We start from the raw sequence: 14,074 nt of genomic DNA, 5'->3' as shown, positions 1-14,074 counted from the left end.
CCGGCGGCTAAATCACGCCGAACGACGGCGCGAAGGAACAATTGGGGGCCAGTAGAAAACCCGGACACAGTCTATAGAAGCGTCAACGCCGCGCACATTAACCCTTGGTCGCGTCGTAGGCTACTTTTGCATGCACTACAACGCCAGCTTTCGTACTGTTCTCAGTCAATTTTTGCGCCACTGAGCCGCTCGAAAGCGTGACTGGTGCGTGTGACGAAACCTGTATCGGCACGAATCACAAAGAATGCACCAATGTCGTGTTTTTCGGCATAGTCCCAAGCCCTTTCAGGCCCGAGAATCAGCAACAGCGTCGATAGTCCATCGGCCATCAGCGCTGAAGGATGAATCACCGTGACCGACGCCAGATCGTGTAGGACGGGCGCACCGGTGCGGGCATCGAAGGTGTGGGAATAACGCCGGCCATCCTGCTGAAAATAGTTGCGGTAGTCGCCGGACGTGGAGAGGCCGTAGCCATCGACATTGATGACGCGCTCTGCAACCTGCTGATCGTCGCGCGGTTCTTCCAGAGCGATACGCCATGGCGAACCATCAAGCTTTTTGCCGGATGCCTTGAGCTCGCCGGTGGCTTCGGCAAGGTAATCATGTATGCCCAGAGCCTGGAGCCGCGCGGCAATGGTGTCGACCGCGTAACCGGCGGCGATGCTGTTGAAATCCACCTCGACCGCCGCGTCCTTGCACAACCGGTCACCGTCGATACGCAGGTGCTGATGACCGACGCGCTGCCGCACTTCGGCCAGCGCCGCCGTATCAGGGACTTTTTCTTCACGCCCCTGCGGGCCGAAACCCCACAAATTCATCAGCGGTTCGACGGTGAGGTCGTAGGAGCCTTCGCTTTGTTGCGACAGCTGCTCGCCCACGCGGATCAATTCAAGGACCGGCGCGGGCATGACCTGACAGCGATCAGCCGGCAATGCGTTGAAGCGCGAGATGTCGGAGTCTGCGCGGTAAGTCGACATCTGCCAGTCGAAATCCGCGAGTATTTTTTCCACTTCGACACGCACCTCCTGCGGCGCAGGCAGATTGGCGTGGCGCACGTACTTGATCGAATAGGTGCTGCCCATCGTCGGGCCGCCGAAAGTCTCCAGGGAATCACCGTTGCCGCAGCCGGACAAAAACCCGGTCAGCAGCACGAGAATCACCCAGCGTCCAGTTAACAATTCTTCATCTCCCCGCAAAACCGCGCCGGCCATTATGGGCTACGAGCGCAACGCTTTCTTACAAGATTTAGAGCGAGTACCTACCCATGTCTTCCACGACCGGCAAAGGCAAGGCGATTTTTCGCGTTGTCAGCGGCAACTTTCTCGAGATGTTCGACTTTATGGTCTACGGCTTCTATGCCACGGCCATTGCCAAGACCTTCTTCCCTACCGACAGCGCCTTCGCGTCCCTGATGCTTTCCCTGGCCACTTTCGGCGCCGGCTTCCTGATGCGTCCGTTGGGGGCGATTTTTCTCGGTGCCTACATCGACCGACACGGCCGGCGCCAGGGCCTGATCATCACGCTGGCCATGATGGCAGCCGGCACCGTGCTGATTGCCTGCGTGCCGGGCTACGCCACCCTTGGCGTCGCTGCACCGCTGATCGTGCTGTTCGGGCGATTGCTGCAAGGTTTCTCGGCCGGCGTCGAATTGGGCGGTGTGTCGGTGTATCTGGCGGAAATCGCCACACCGGGCCGCAAGGGCTTTTTCGTCAGTTGGCAGTCCGCCAGCCAGCAGGCGGCGGTGGTATTCGCCGGCCTGCTCGGGGTCGGCCTCAACCACTGGCTGAGCCCGGAACAGATGGGCGACTGGGGCTGGCGCGTGCCGTTCCTGATCGGCTGCATGATCGTCCCGGTGATTTTCGTCATCCGCCGCTCGCTGGAGGAAACCCCGGAGTTCCAGGCGCGCAAACATCGCCCTACCTTGCAGGAAATCATCCGTTCGATCGGTCAGAACTTCGGCATCGTCATCGCCGGCATGGCGCTGGTGGTCATGACCACGGTATCGTTCTACCTGATCACGGCCTACACACCGACGTTCGGCAAGGCGGAACTGCACCTGTCGGACTTCGATGCGTTGCTGGTGACCGTGTGCATCGGTCTGTCGAACTTCTTCTGGTTGCCGGTGATGGGCGCGGTGTCTGACAAGGTCGGGCGTAAACCCCTACTGCTGGCGGCGACGATTCTGGCGATCCTGACCGCTTACCCGGCGCTGTCGTGGCTGGTGGCGAATCCGAGCTTCAGCCATTTGCTGATCGTCGAGCTGTGGCTGTCCTTCCTGTACGGCTCGTACAACGGGGCAATGGTGGTGGCACTCACCGAAATCATGCCGGTAGAAGTTCGTACGACTGGCTTCTCGCTGGCCTACAGCCTGGCGACCGCCACCTTTGGTGGCTTTACCCCGGCGGCCTGCACTTATCTGATTCATGTGCTGGACAACAAGGCGGCACCGGGAATCTGGCTCAGTGGCGCAGCGGTGCTGGGCCTGATCGCCACGCTGGTGCTGTTCCGTGGCAACAGGCACGAACTGCGCACGGCCCAAGCCGCCATCCCCCGCTGAAACAAATCGCGCGCAAACAAAAACGCCCCGACCAGAGTCGGGGCGTTTTCAATTGCAGCTAAGGCTTAGCGCGGGAACGCTGGCGGGTTTACACCGGCCATGTCTTCCATCACGCGAACCACCTGGCAGCTGTAGCCGAACTCGTTGTCGTACCAGACGTACAGAACAACGCGGTTGTCCTGAACGATGGTCGCTTCAGCGTCGACCACACCGGCGTGGCGCGAGCCAACGAAGTCGGTCGAAACCACTTCCTGCGAATTGACGAAGTCGATTTGCTTGTGCAGATCGGAGTGCAGCGCCATGTAGCGCAGGTACTCGTTCATCTCTTCACGGGAGGCGGCTTTCTCAAGGTTCAGGTTGAGAATGGCCATGGACACGTTCGGCGTCGGAACGCGGATCGCGTTACCGGTCAGCTTGCCGGCCAGCTCAGGCAGGGCCTTGGCTGCAGCGGTGGCGGCACCGGTCTCGGTGATCACCATGTTCAGCGCGGCGCTACGGCCACGGCGATCGCCCTTGTGGAAGTTGTCGATCAGGTTCTGGTCGTTGGTGTACGAGTGAACGGTTTCGACGTGACCGTTGATGATGCCGAACTTGTCATTCACGGCTTTCAGCACCGGCACGATGGCGTTGGTGGTGCAGGAAGCGGCGGACACGATCTTGTCGTCAGCAGTGATTTCGTTGTGGTTGATACCGTGAACGATGTTCTTCAGCTTGCCCTTGCCAGGCGCGGTCAGAACAACGCGGTCGATACCCGGGCACGCCAGGTGCTGACCCAGGCCATCGGCATCACGCCATACACCGGTGTTGTCCACCAGCAGCGCATCTTTGATGCCGTACTGGGTGTAGTCCACTTCGGTAGGGTTCTTCGCGTAGATAACCTGGATCAGGTTGCCGTTGGCGGTGATGGTGTTGTTTTCTTCGTCGATGGTGATGGTGCCGTTGAACGAACCGTGTACCGAATCGCGACGCAGCAGGCTGGCGCGTTTGGTCAGGTCATTTTCGGCGCCCTTGCGCACCACGATGGCACGCAGACGCAGGCCGTCGCCGCCACCGGTTTTTTCGATCAGGATACGCGCCAGCAGACGGCCGATACGACCGAAGCCGTACAGCACAACGTCGGTGCCTTTGCGGGCCGAAGCGTTTTGCTGGCCAACCACGTCAGCCATTTCTTCACGCACGAACTGCTCGGCGGTGCGGCCGTTGCCTTCGTTGCGGAATTTGTACGCCAGCTTGCCCAGATCTACCGAGGCCGCGCCGAGCTTGAGCTCGCTCATGGCCTTGAGCAGTGGGAATGTTTCGTGGACGGAGAGTTCGCTGTCGTCGGCAGAACGGTGGCGAGCAAAGCGGTGAGCTTTGAGAATCGCGATGACAGACTGGTTGATCAGGCTGCGGCCATAGATCGAGCTCACCACGTTGTTGTTGCGGTAGAGCTGACCGATAAGCGGAATCATCGCTTCTGCGAGTGCTTCACGGTCGATCCATTCACCAAGACACTGGTCGGGCTTCTGAGTCACGGTAACCTTCCACATGTAGGGGCAGAAAAAAGGGGCTACATTATGCCGCCGAGAACCTCTTGTAGCAATGCGCGCCTGTCGCGCAATCGGTAACAAAAACCCGTCCAAAAAAATAACGCCCTCCGCCAGCCCAGTAAATACGGGGCTTCCAGCGCAGTCAGTTTTTCGACGACTGTTAGACGATGTCTGTAACCCTCCGTAACACCACCAACTTTTGGCACTACATAACCGTAAAAAAAGCGCTGGTTTTTATGGTTACCACTACATTTTTCCCAAACGGTGCAGATAGACGCATCCTGCAACTGACAGGCGGCACCGGACGCCGCTACAATTACCGACTTTGTCGCAACGCCTGGAGCTCAACCTTCCGTGCCTGTTCTGCGTCTACCGCTTCTCCCTGCTGCGGCAGGTAAACAGCACTGGGGCAACCTCCCCGGTGCCGCCCTGAGCCTGGCGATCGCCGAGGCTGCCAGCGCTGCCAAGCGCTTCACGCTGCTTTTGACCGCCGACAGCCAGAGTGCCGAACGGCTGGAACAGGAGCTGAGTTTCTTCGCCCCGGATTTGCCGGTGCTGCATTTCCCGGACTGGGAAACCCTGCCCTACGATCTGTTTTCGCCGCACCAGGACATTATTTCCCAGCGCATCGCCAGCCTTTATAGGCTGCCGGAGCTGGAACATGGCGTGCTGGTGGTGCCGATCACCACCGCCCTGCATCGTCTGGCGCCGACCAAATTCCTGCTCGGCAGCAGCCTGGTGCTGGATGTCGGGCAGAAACTCGATGTCGAGCAGATGCGCTCGCGGCTCGAAGCCAGCGGCTATCGCTACGTCGACACCGTCTACGAGCACGGCGAGTTCACGGTCCGCGGTGCACTGATCGACCTGTTCCCGATGGGCAGCAAACTGCCCTATCGCATCGACTTGTTCGACGACGAAATCGAAACCCTGCGCACTTTCGACCCGGAAAACCAGCGTTCCATTGAAAAGGTCGATTCGGTCAAGCTGCTGCCGGCCAAGGAATTCCCACTGCAAAAAGAGGCGGTCACCCGCTTCAAGGCGCGCTTTCGCGAGCGCTTCGACGTCGATTTCCGCCGCTGCCCGATCTTCCAGGACCTGAGCAGCGGCATCACGCCGGCCGGTATTGAGTACTACCTGCCGCTGTTCTTCGAAGAAACCTCGACCCTGTTCGATTACCTGCCACAGGACACTCAAGTGTTCTCGCTGCCGGGCATCGAGCAGGCGGCGGAAAACTTCTGGAACGATGTGCGCAACCGTTATGAAGAGCGTCGCGTCGATCCATCCCGTCCTTTATTGCCGCCGGCCGAACTGTTCCTGCCGGTGGAAGACTGCTTCGCCCGCCTGAAGAACTGGCCGCGCGTGGTCGCCAGCCAGCAGGACGTGGAAACTGGCGTCGGCCGCGAGCGCTTCCCGGCGCAGGCATTGCCGAACCTGGCGATCGAGGCCAAGGCCACGCAACCACTGGCCGCGCTTTCCGCCTTCCTCGACGAATTCCCGGGGCGCGTGCTGTTCACCGCCGAATCCGCAGGTCGTCGCGAAGTACTGCTGGAATTGCTCGAACGCCTGAAGCTGCGCCCGAAAACCGTCGATAGCTGGCCGGACTTTGTCGCGAGCAAGGATCGTCTGGCGATCACCATCGCCCCGCTCGACGAAGGCCTGATGCTGGACGAGCCGGCCCTGGCACTGGTCGCGGAAAGTCCGCTGTTCGGCCAGCGCGTGATGCAGCGTCGCCGTCGCGAAAAGCGCGCCGATGCCAACAACGATGCGGTGATCAAGAACCTCACCGAGCTGCGCGAAGGCGCGCCGGTGGTGCACATCGACCATGGTGTCGGTCGTTATCTCGGCCTGACGATTCTGGAAATCGACAATCAGGCTGCCGAATTCCTGACCCTCGAATACGCCGAGAACGCCAAGCTCTACGTGCCGGTGGCCAACCTGCATTTGATCGCCCGTTACACCGGCAGCGACGACGCACTGGCCCCGCTGCACCGCCTCGGCTCCGAGACCTGGCAGAAAGCCAAGCGCAAGGCCGCTGAACAGGTCCGCGACGTGGCTGCCGAATTACTCGACATCTACGCCCGTCGCGCCGCCCGCGAAGGTTATGCGTTTGCCGATCCGAAGGCCGATTACGCGACGTTCAGCGCCGGTTTCCCGTTCGAAGAAACCCCGGACCAGCAATCCACCATCGAAGCCGTGCGCGAAGACATGCTCGCGCCGAAGCCGATGGATCGACTGGTCTGCGGCGATGTGGGTTTCGGCAAGACCGAAGTCGCAATGCGCGCCGCGTTCATCGCCGTGCACGGCGGCAAGCAAGTGGCGATCCTCGTGCCGACCACCCTGCTCGCCCAGCAGCACTACAACAGCTTCCGCGACCGCTTCGCCGACTGGCCGGTGACCGTGGAAGTGATGAGCCGCTTCAAGTCGGCCAAGGAAGTGAACGCTGCAGTCGCTCAGTTGGCCGAAGGCAATATCGATATCGTGATCGGCACTCACAAGCTGCTGCAGGACGACGTCAAGATCAAAAACCTCGGGCTGGTGATCATCGACGAAGAGCACCGTTTCGGTGTCCGTCAGAAGGAACAGCTCAAGGCTCTGCGCAGCGAAGTCGACATTCTTACGCTGACCGCCACGCCAATTCCGCGCACGCTGAACATGGCGGTGTCGGGCATGCGCGACCTGTCGATCATCGCCACACCACCGGCGCGACGCCTGTCGGTGCGCACCTTCGTCATGGAGCAGAACAAGAGCACGGTCAAAGAAGCCCTGCTGCGTGAGTTGCTGCGTGGCGGTCAGGTCTATTACCTGCACAACGACGTGAAAACCATCGAGAAATGCGCCGCCGACCTGGCCGAACTGGTGCCGGAAGCGCGAATCGGCATCGGCCACGGGCAGATGCGCGAACGCGAGCTCGAACAGGTGATGAGCGACTTCTACCACAAGCGCTTCAACGTGTTGATCGCCTCGACCATCATCGAGACGGGCATCGACGTGCCGAGCGCCAACACCATCATCATCGAGCGTGCCGACAAGTTCGGTCTGGCGCAGTTGCACCAGTTGCGCGGCCGCGTTGGGCGTAGCCACCACCAGGCTTACGCCTACCTGCTGACCCCACCGCGCCAGCAGATCACCGGCGATGCGGAAAAACGTCTGGAGGCGATTGCCAATACTCAGGATCTGGGCGCTGGCTTCGTGCTGGCCACCAACGACCTGGAAATCCGTGGTGCCGGCGAGCTGCTGGGCGACGGCCAGAGCGGTCAGATTCAGGCCGTCGGTTTCACCCTGTACATGGAAATGCTCGAGCGCGCGGTGAAGTCGATCCGCAAGGGTGAACAGCCCAACCTCGACCAACCGCTCGGCGGTGGCCCGGAAGTCAACCTGCGGGTGCCGGCGCTGATTCCGGAAGATTACCTGCCGGACGTGCACGCCCGCCTGATCCTGTACAAGCGCATCGCTTCGGCCACCGACGAGGAAGGCCTGAAGGATCTGCAAGTGGAGATGATCGACCGCTTCGGTCTGCTGCCGGAGCCGACCAAGAATCTGGTGCGCATCACGGCGCTGAAATTGCAGGCCGAACAGTTGGGCATCAAGAAAGTCGATGGCGGCCCGCAAGGCGGACGCATCGAGTTCGCGGCGCAGACGCCGGTCGACCCGATGACCCTGATCAAACTGATCCAGAGCCAGCCAAAACGCTACAAGTTCGAAGGCGCCACGATGTTCAAGTTCCAGGTGCCGATGGAGCGCCCGGAAGAGCGCTTTAATACTGTGGAGGCGCTGTTCGAGCGCCTCATCCCGAAAACTGCTTGAAGGACGCCGCATGCGCCTGTTTCGCTCTCTGACTTTGCTACTGACTCTGGTGGCACCTACGGCGTTTGCCGATGACCTTTATCAGGTCGAAATGATTCTGGTACGCCAGAACGCCGTGCCGGCGATTATCAGCCGCGCCGCACCGGAAGACTGGGCGGCAGGCGCCCAGCGGCTGGGAGATGACAGCAAACGCACGCCGGCGCTGAACGACGTTGTGACCAAACTCACCGCCAGCGGCGAGTACAGCGTGCTGATGCATAAGGCCTGGCAGCAGACCCTGGGCGAGACGCCTGCCAAAGTTGCGGTCAGCGAAGGTCAGGAGCAGTTCGGCCAGTTCCCAATCGAAGGCACGATTGAAATGAAGCTCGGGCGCTTCACCGACGTGAACGCCGACTTCTGGGTCAACCAGATCGACGCCAACGGCATGGTCACCGCCAGCGAGCGCCTGAAACAGGACAGCCACACCAAAAACGGCCAACTCAACTACCTCGATAACGGCCACCTGGCCCTGCTGATCAAGATCACTTCACTGACGGCGCCCGCGCCTCGGGAAGCGCCTGAAGTCGTTCCGGACTGATCGAAGTCCTTATGCCCCCGCCACTGAGTAAACCGCTGGCCTCCTCCTGGGTCAGCCGATTCAAGGAACAAAGCCTGGAGCGCGGCCGCCGCTACGCACTGGAAAACCGGGTGCGATTCGTGCAGGTCGGCGACGCGACCATAACCGCCAGTTGCGAAGGCTCTGGCGGTAACGTCTACCGTCAGACGATTCACCTGCGCGAGTCAGCCAAAGGCACGCTGCTGATGGTCGACGCTACCTGCACCTGCCCGGTACACAGCAACTGCAAACATTGCGCGGCGGTGTTGCTGCAAGTGCAGGAAACCCTCGAATACCCCGCCGCTGCCAAAGACGCCGAACTTCTGGAAAAACTCCAGGCTGTGCTGGAAAACCGCAGCCCGAAAGCGCCGCCGCAAGTGCTGGTGGACAACGTGCAACCGGTGCCGCGTTTGTGGCTGGCCAGCGTCGAATTCAGCGCGTTCGAACCGCGCAACGGCAAGATGCAGCGTTACATCCAGCATCGTGCGGCGCTGTCCTTCAGTTACCTCGACGAATACGTCAGCGGCCAGAAGAACAGCGACATTCTGATTCGCCAGGAAGCGCAGACCCTGCGGGTCAAGCGCCATCCGGACGTCGAGCAAAGCTACCGCGAGCAGCTGCGAATTCTCGGTTTCCGCATCGCCACCCGGCAGAGCAAGGCCCTGCCGGAAAGCGCCGGCGAACTCTACGAGATGGTCAACGACAGCGCCTGGCTGACGTTCACCCTCAACGATCTGCCGAAACTGCGCACCCAGGGCTGGGAGTTGCTGGTCGACGATGAGTTCGGCTTCGACCTGACCGCCGTTGACGATTGGTACGCCACCGTCGAGCAGACGCCGGAGCGCGACTGGTTCGATCTGGAGCTGGGGATCATCGTTAACGGTGAGCGCCTGAGCCTGCTGCCGATCCTGCTCAACCTGATGCGTTCGCACACGGAAATCCTCAATCCGGAACGTCTCGCCCGACGTCGCGACGATGAACTGATTCTGGTGAACATCCCGCAACGCAACAGCGAGCACGGGCCGCTGCAAGTCGCCCTGCCCCTCGGCCGGCTGAAACCGGTGTTGGCGACCTTGGGCGAGTTTTATTTGCAGGAACCGGGCGAAACCACCCTGCGCCTGAGCAAGGCCGACGCCACGCGCCTGAATTCGCTGGAAGGCATTCCCCTGCTCTGGGAGGGTGGCGAGCAGATTCGCAGCTTCGCCCAGCGCTTGCGTGATATCCGCGATTACAGCGCCAAAGCACCGAAGGGACTGAATGCGACGCTTCGTCCTTATCAGCTCGAAGGCTTGAGCTGGATGCAGTCGCTGCGGCAACTTGAGGTCGGCGGGATTCTCGCGGACGACATGGGGCTGGGTAAAACCCTACAGACACTGGCGCATATTCTCAGCGAGAAGAACGCCGGACGCCTGGATCGGCCGTGCATGGTGGTGATGCCTACCAGCCTGATTCCCAACTGGCTGGACGAAGCAGCGCACTTCACGCCGCAGCTCAAGGTGGTCGCCCTGTACGGCGCAAGCCGCAAAAAGCATTTCGAGCATCTGGCCGATTACGACCTGATCCTCACAACCTATGCGCTGCTGCCCAAGGATGTCGAACGTCTGGCCCAGCAGCCGCTGCACGTGCTGGTGCTGGATGAAGCGCAGTACATCAAGAACCCGAACAGCAAAGCCGCCCAGGCTGCCCGTGAACTCAATGCGCGTCAGCGCCTGTGCCTGAGCGGGACGCCGCTGGAGAATCACTTGGGCGAACTGTGGTCGCTGTTTCACTTTCTGCTGCCCGGCTGGCTCGGCGACGTCAAAAGCTTCAACGCCGATTACCGCGTGCCGATTGAAAAACGCGCGAGCGAAGTCAGACTTCAGCACCTCAACGGTCGGATCAAACCATTCCTGCTACGCCGCACCAAGGAACAGGTTGCGACCGAGCTGCCGCCGAAAACCGAAATCATTCATTGGGTCGAGCTCAACGAAGCGCAGCGCGACGTGTACGAAACCATGCGCCTGGCCATGGATAAAAAGGTTCGCGACGAAATCACCCGTAAAGGCGTGGCGCGCAGTCAGATCATCATTCTTGAAGCGTTGCTCAAGCTGCGTCAGGTCTGTTGCGATTTGCGCCTGGTCAATGACGCCACCCTGCCCGCTCGCGGCAGCACGTCGGGCAAGCTCGACAGTCTGATGGAAATGCTCGAGGAGTTGTTTGAGGAAGGACGGCGGATTCTACTGTTCTCGCAGTTCACTTCGATGCTGTCACTGATCGAGGACGAGCTGAAAAAACGCAATGTCGCCTATGCGTTGTTGACGGGACAGACCCGTGATCGGCGTACACCGGTGAAGGAATTCCAGAGCGGCAAGCGTCAGATCTTTCTCATCAGCCTGAAGGCTGGCGGCGTGGGTCTAAACCTGACAGAAGCGGACACCGTGATTCACTACGATCCGTGGTGGAACCCGGCGACCGAAAATCAGGCAACCGACCGCGCGTATCGCATTGGCCAGGAGAAGCCGGTGTTCGTCTACAAGATGATTGCCCGGGGCACGGTCGAGGAGAAGATTCAACACTTGCAGCGGGAAAAATCCGACCTGGCGGCCGGCGTGCTGGATGGGCGCAAGGCCGGGGACTGGAAATTGCAGAGTGATGATATCGAGGCGCTGTTTGCGCCGCTGCCGGACAAATTCGACAAGCGCTGAAGTCTTTGTCGTCTACCAGATCGATTCGCGGGCAAGCCCGCTCCCACAGAGATAGCGCTTAACCTGTGGGAGCGGGCTTGCCCGCGAATGGCTCGACTCGGTTTCGAGCCAGACTCAGCCCTTCAGCACCCGCGCCAACGTCGACTTCACTTTGCCCATGCCGTCGTGCAACGCCTGCTCGATCTCGGCCATGGTGATCACTTCCGTGGTCTTGCCCGCCGCCGGATTCACCACCAGCGACAGACACGCGTAATCCAGATCCAGCTCGCGAGCCAGCGCCGCTTCCGGCATGCCGGTCATGCCGACGATGTCGCAGCCGTCACGCTCCAGTCGCACGATCTCGGCCACGGTTTCCAGACGCGGGCCCTGAGTGCAGGCATAAACGCCTTGATCGCTGTACTCGCACCCTTCCGCGGCCAATGCAGCAATCAGTCGCTGACGCAGCGGTTCGCTGTAGGGAAAGCTGAAGTCGATGTGTGTGACATGTTCCAGGTCGTCGGCGAAATAGGTGTGCTCGCGACCACTGGTGTAGTCCACGATCTGATGCGGCACGCAGAAATGCCCGGTGCCCATCGCTGGATGAATCCCACCCACGGCGTTGACCGCAATGATCGCTTCGGCTCCGGCCTGCTTCAACGCCCACAGGTTGGCGCGGTAGTTGACCTTGTGCGGCGGGAAACGATGCGGGTGACCGTGACGAGCGAGGAACAGCACTTCCTTGCCGGCGTATTCGCCAATCTGGACCTCGGCCGATGGCGCGCCATAAGGCGTATCCACCGCCAGCGACTGACGAATGCTCAGGCCTTCCAGCTGGGTCAGGCCGGTGCCGCCAATGATTGCGTAAACCGTCATAGCGAAAAAATCCTTAATCGATCAGTTGAGCGTCTTTGAGCGCGCCGACAGCGGTCAGCCAGCGCGGATCCTGACGGTATTCGGTATTGGCGAATGCCTGACCGCGCATGCGTGCGATGCGCGGCGACGGCTTGACCTTCATGCGCTGCGCGGCGCTCAGGGCCAGCTCGGCGGCTGCGCGGTCGTTGCAGACCAGACCCATGTCGCAACCGGCACTGAGTGCCGCTTCGATACGGCTGGCGGCGTCGCCGACCACGTGCGCGCCGGCCATCGACAGGTCATCGCTGAAGATCACGCCGTCGAACTGCAACTCGCCACGCAGGATGTCCTGCAGCCAGCGCCGGGAGAAACCGGCAGGTTGTGTGTCGACTTGCGGATAAATCACGTGAGCCGGCATGACCGCGGCCAGTTGCTTGCTGAGTCTGGCGAACGGCACCAGGTCGTTGGCGCGGATCTCTTCGAGGCTGCGCTCGTCGTTGGGGATCGCGACGTGGGAGTCGGCTTCCGCCCAGCCATGGCCGGGGAAATGCTTGCCGGTGGCGGCCATGCCCGCGCTGTTCATGCCTTTGATGAAAGCGCCTGCGAGCAGTGCGGCGCGCTCCGGGTCACCTTCAAACGAGCGGGTGCCGACCACGGCGCTGCGCTGGTAATCCAGATCCAGCACCGGCGCGAAGCTCAGGTCGAGTCCGACTGCCAGCACTTCGGTGGCCATGATCCAGCCGCATTGCTCGGCCAGATACTCGGCGTTCGGGTTATCAGCGATGGCGCGCATGGCTGGCAAACGGACGAAGCCCTGACGCAGACGCTGGACGCGACCGCCTTCCTGATCCACCGCCAGCAGCAAGTCCGGACGAATGGCACGGATCGCAGCGCTCAGCTCGCGCACCTGGCGCGGATGCTCGATGTTGCGGGCAAAGATGATCAGGCCGCCCACTTCGGGCTGGCGCAACAATTGGCGATCTTCGGCCGTCAGCCAGGTACCGGCGACGTCCACCATCAACGAGCCTTGCAGGCCAGCAGTCATAGAGATTCCTTGAAAACGAAAAACCCGTCGCCCACGAAATCACCACCAGGGACATTGCCCGGCGGGTCGGTGATTTCAATGAGAAACGGGTTCAGAACGAGAGTCGACATGGGCGGCTAGCTTAGCGGATGTCAGCTGCCGCGCCCACCCATGAACGGTCAAACCTTGGCAGGTACCGGCGCGGATTTGCTGCGCGGACGCAACTGCGCTGTGGCCATGGCCGTGTCCGTGACGCCGGTTTCGGCACGCATGCCGGCCGCCAGGAACGGCACCATCAGACGCATCACCTGCTCGATGGAGGTGTTGACGCCGAAATCGGTCTCGGCAATCGCACGCAAGGCCTTGATCCCGGACATGCTGAACGCCGCAGCGCCGAGCATGAAGTGCACGCGCCAGAACAGTTCGATTGGAGGAATACGCGGCGCAGCTTCATTTACCAGCAACATGTAGCGGCGGAATACCTTGCCGTACATGTCTTCCAGATAACGGCGCAAGTGGCCCTGGCTCTGACTGAAGGCCAAACCGAGCAAACGCATGAAGATCGACAGATCGTTGCCGCTGCGTGGCTGTACCACCAGCGCCTGCTCGACGAGAATTTCCAGCAGCTCTTCGAGCGAAGGCTTGTTCTCTGGCTTGGCCTGGCGGCGCTCCAGCTCTTTGTCGAGGCTGATGCAGAACGGACCAAGGAAGCGCGAGAAAACAGCCTGGATCAGCGCCTTCTTCGAGCCGAAGTGATAGTTCACCGCAGCGAGGTTGACCCCTGCCTTGCTGGTGATCAGACGCAATGAGGTTTCAGCGAAACCTTTTTCCGCGAACAGCTGTTCTGCAGCATCAAGAATGCGTTCAACGGTTTCCGACTGGGCCATGGCTACTCCGCCTGACAAACACTTGTTTGAAACATACGTTTCAGTCTATGCCTTGTCAAGCCTGCCAGTTCGTTTTGGGAATGGTCGGTCAGTTATTTAACCACAACAAGGACGCCACATTAATCAGCGCCGTCACTGACCGTCCGGCGGCATGGCAAAAAAC

General features: G+C 60.7%; 9 protein-coding genes. 4 read left to right on the top strand and 5 right to left on the bottom strand.

Features of this window, described 5'->3' with window-relative positions; all coding sequences use genetic code 11:
* Positions 1–161 precede the first annotated feature (161 nt).
* Positions 162–1,211, bottom strand: a complete 1,050-nt coding sequence (locus L6D74_RS24715; RefSeq protein ID WP_236190836.1) for an FAD:protein FMN transferase — start codon at positions 1,209–1,211, stop codon at positions 162–164.
* Between the two features lie 53 nt (positions 1,212–1,264).
* Between L6D74_RS24715 and tcuC the strand changes: the two genes are divergently transcribed.
* On the top strand, positions 1,265–2,557 hold the full coding sequence (tcuC, locus tag L6D74_RS24710) for an MFS transporter (protein WP_039772790.1): 1,293 nt from the start codon (positions 1,265–1,267) through the stop codon (positions 2,555–2,557).
* 65 nt (positions 2,558–2,622) lie between these two features.
* Here tcuC and L6D74_RS24705 read toward each other — a convergent pair whose 3' ends face one another.
* The gene (locus L6D74_RS24705) at positions 2,623–4,086 is read right to left on the bottom strand and encodes a glyceraldehyde-3-phosphate dehydrogenase (protein ID WP_039772791.1); all 1,464 of its coding nucleotides are present in this window, start codon (positions 4,084–4,086) and stop codon (positions 2,623–2,625) included.
* Between the two features lie 354 nt (positions 4,087–4,440).
* On the opposite strand from L6D74_RS24705, the gene mfd reads away from it, so the two are divergent.
* From mfd to L6D74_RS24690, 3 genes are read left to right on the top strand one after another with little or no spacing between them, the layout of a single operon-like run.
* Complete coding sequence (gene mfd, locus L6D74_RS24700; RefSeq protein WP_236190834.1) at positions 4,441–7,890, top strand: transcription-repair coupling factor; 3,450 nt, start codon at positions 4,441–4,443, stop codon at positions 7,888–7,890.
* Positions 7,891–7,900: 10 nt separating this feature from the next.
* Positions 7,901–8,467: a CsiV family protein gene (locus L6D74_RS24695; RefSeq protein ID WP_064598109.1), complete on the top strand. Its 567-nt coding sequence runs from the start codon at positions 7,901–7,903 to the stop codon at positions 8,465–8,467.
* Between the two features lie 11 nt (positions 8,468–8,478).
* A complete protein-coding gene (locus L6D74_RS24690) occupies positions 8,479–11,169 on the top strand; it encodes a DEAD/DEAH box helicase (RefSeq protein WP_236190832.1) in 2,691 nt (896 codons plus the stop codon).
* A 114-nt stretch (positions 11,170–11,283) separates the two neighbouring features.
* On the opposite strand, the gene L6D74_RS24685 is transcribed toward L6D74_RS24690, so the two are convergent.
* The 3 genes from L6D74_RS24685 to psrA all read right to left on the bottom strand — a co-directional run bounded on the left by L6D74_RS24685 (position 11,284) and on the right by psrA (position 13,911).
* Positions 11,284–12,021, bottom strand: a complete 738-nt coding sequence (locus L6D74_RS24685) for an S-methyl-5'-thioinosine phosphorylase (protein WP_064598112.1) — start codon at positions 12,019–12,021, stop codon at positions 11,284–11,286.
* 13 nt (positions 12,022–12,034) lie between these two features.
* Entirely contained in the window at positions 12,035–13,033 is a 999-nt protein-coding gene (nagZ, locus tag L6D74_RS24680) for a beta-N-acetylhexosaminidase (protein ID WP_172829541.1), read from the bottom strand.
* Between the two features lie 170 nt (positions 13,034–13,203).
* The gene (psrA, locus tag L6D74_RS24675) at positions 13,204–13,911 is read right to left on the bottom strand and encodes a transcriptional regulator PsrA (protein WP_085613122.1); all 708 of its coding nucleotides are present in this window, start codon (positions 13,909–13,911) and stop codon (positions 13,204–13,206) included.
* Positions 13,912–14,074 lie beyond the last annotated feature (163 nt).

This window comes from Pseudomonas pharyngis (genome assembly GCF_021602345.1).
Lineage (GTDB): Bacteria > Pseudomonadota > Gammaproteobacteria > Pseudomonadales > Pseudomonadaceae > Aquipseudomonas > Aquipseudomonas pharyngis.
This window is presented reverse-complemented; position numbering and strand designations above follow the sequence as displayed.

Coding starts and splice junctions, on each gene's coding strand:
- L6D74_RS24715 (WP_236190836.1), bottom strand. CDS start 1,211: ATGGCCGGCGCGGTTTTGCGGGGAGATGAAGAATTGTTAACTGGACGC.
- tcuC (WP_039772790.1), top strand. CDS start 1,265: ATGTCTTCCACGACCGGCAAAGGCAAGGCGATTTTTCGCGTTGTCAGC.
- L6D74_RS24705 (WP_039772791.1), bottom strand. CDS start 4,086: ATGTGGAAGGTTACCGTGACTCAGAAGCCCGACCAGTGTCTTGGTGAA.
- L6D74_RS24695 (WP_064598109.1), top strand. CDS start 7,901: ATGCGCCTGTTTCGCTCTCTGACTTTGCTACTGACTCTGGTGGCACCT.
- L6D74_RS24690 (WP_236190832.1), top strand. CDS start 8,479: ATGCCCCCGCCACTGAGTAAACCGCTGGCCTCCTCCTGGGTCAGCCGA.
- L6D74_RS24685 (WP_064598112.1), bottom strand. CDS start 12,021: ATGACGGTTTACGCAATCATTGGCGGCACCGGCCTGACCCAGCTGGAA.
- psrA (WP_085613122.1), bottom strand. CDS start 13,911: ATGGCCCAGTCGGAAACCGTTGAACGCATTCTTGATGCTGCAGAACAG.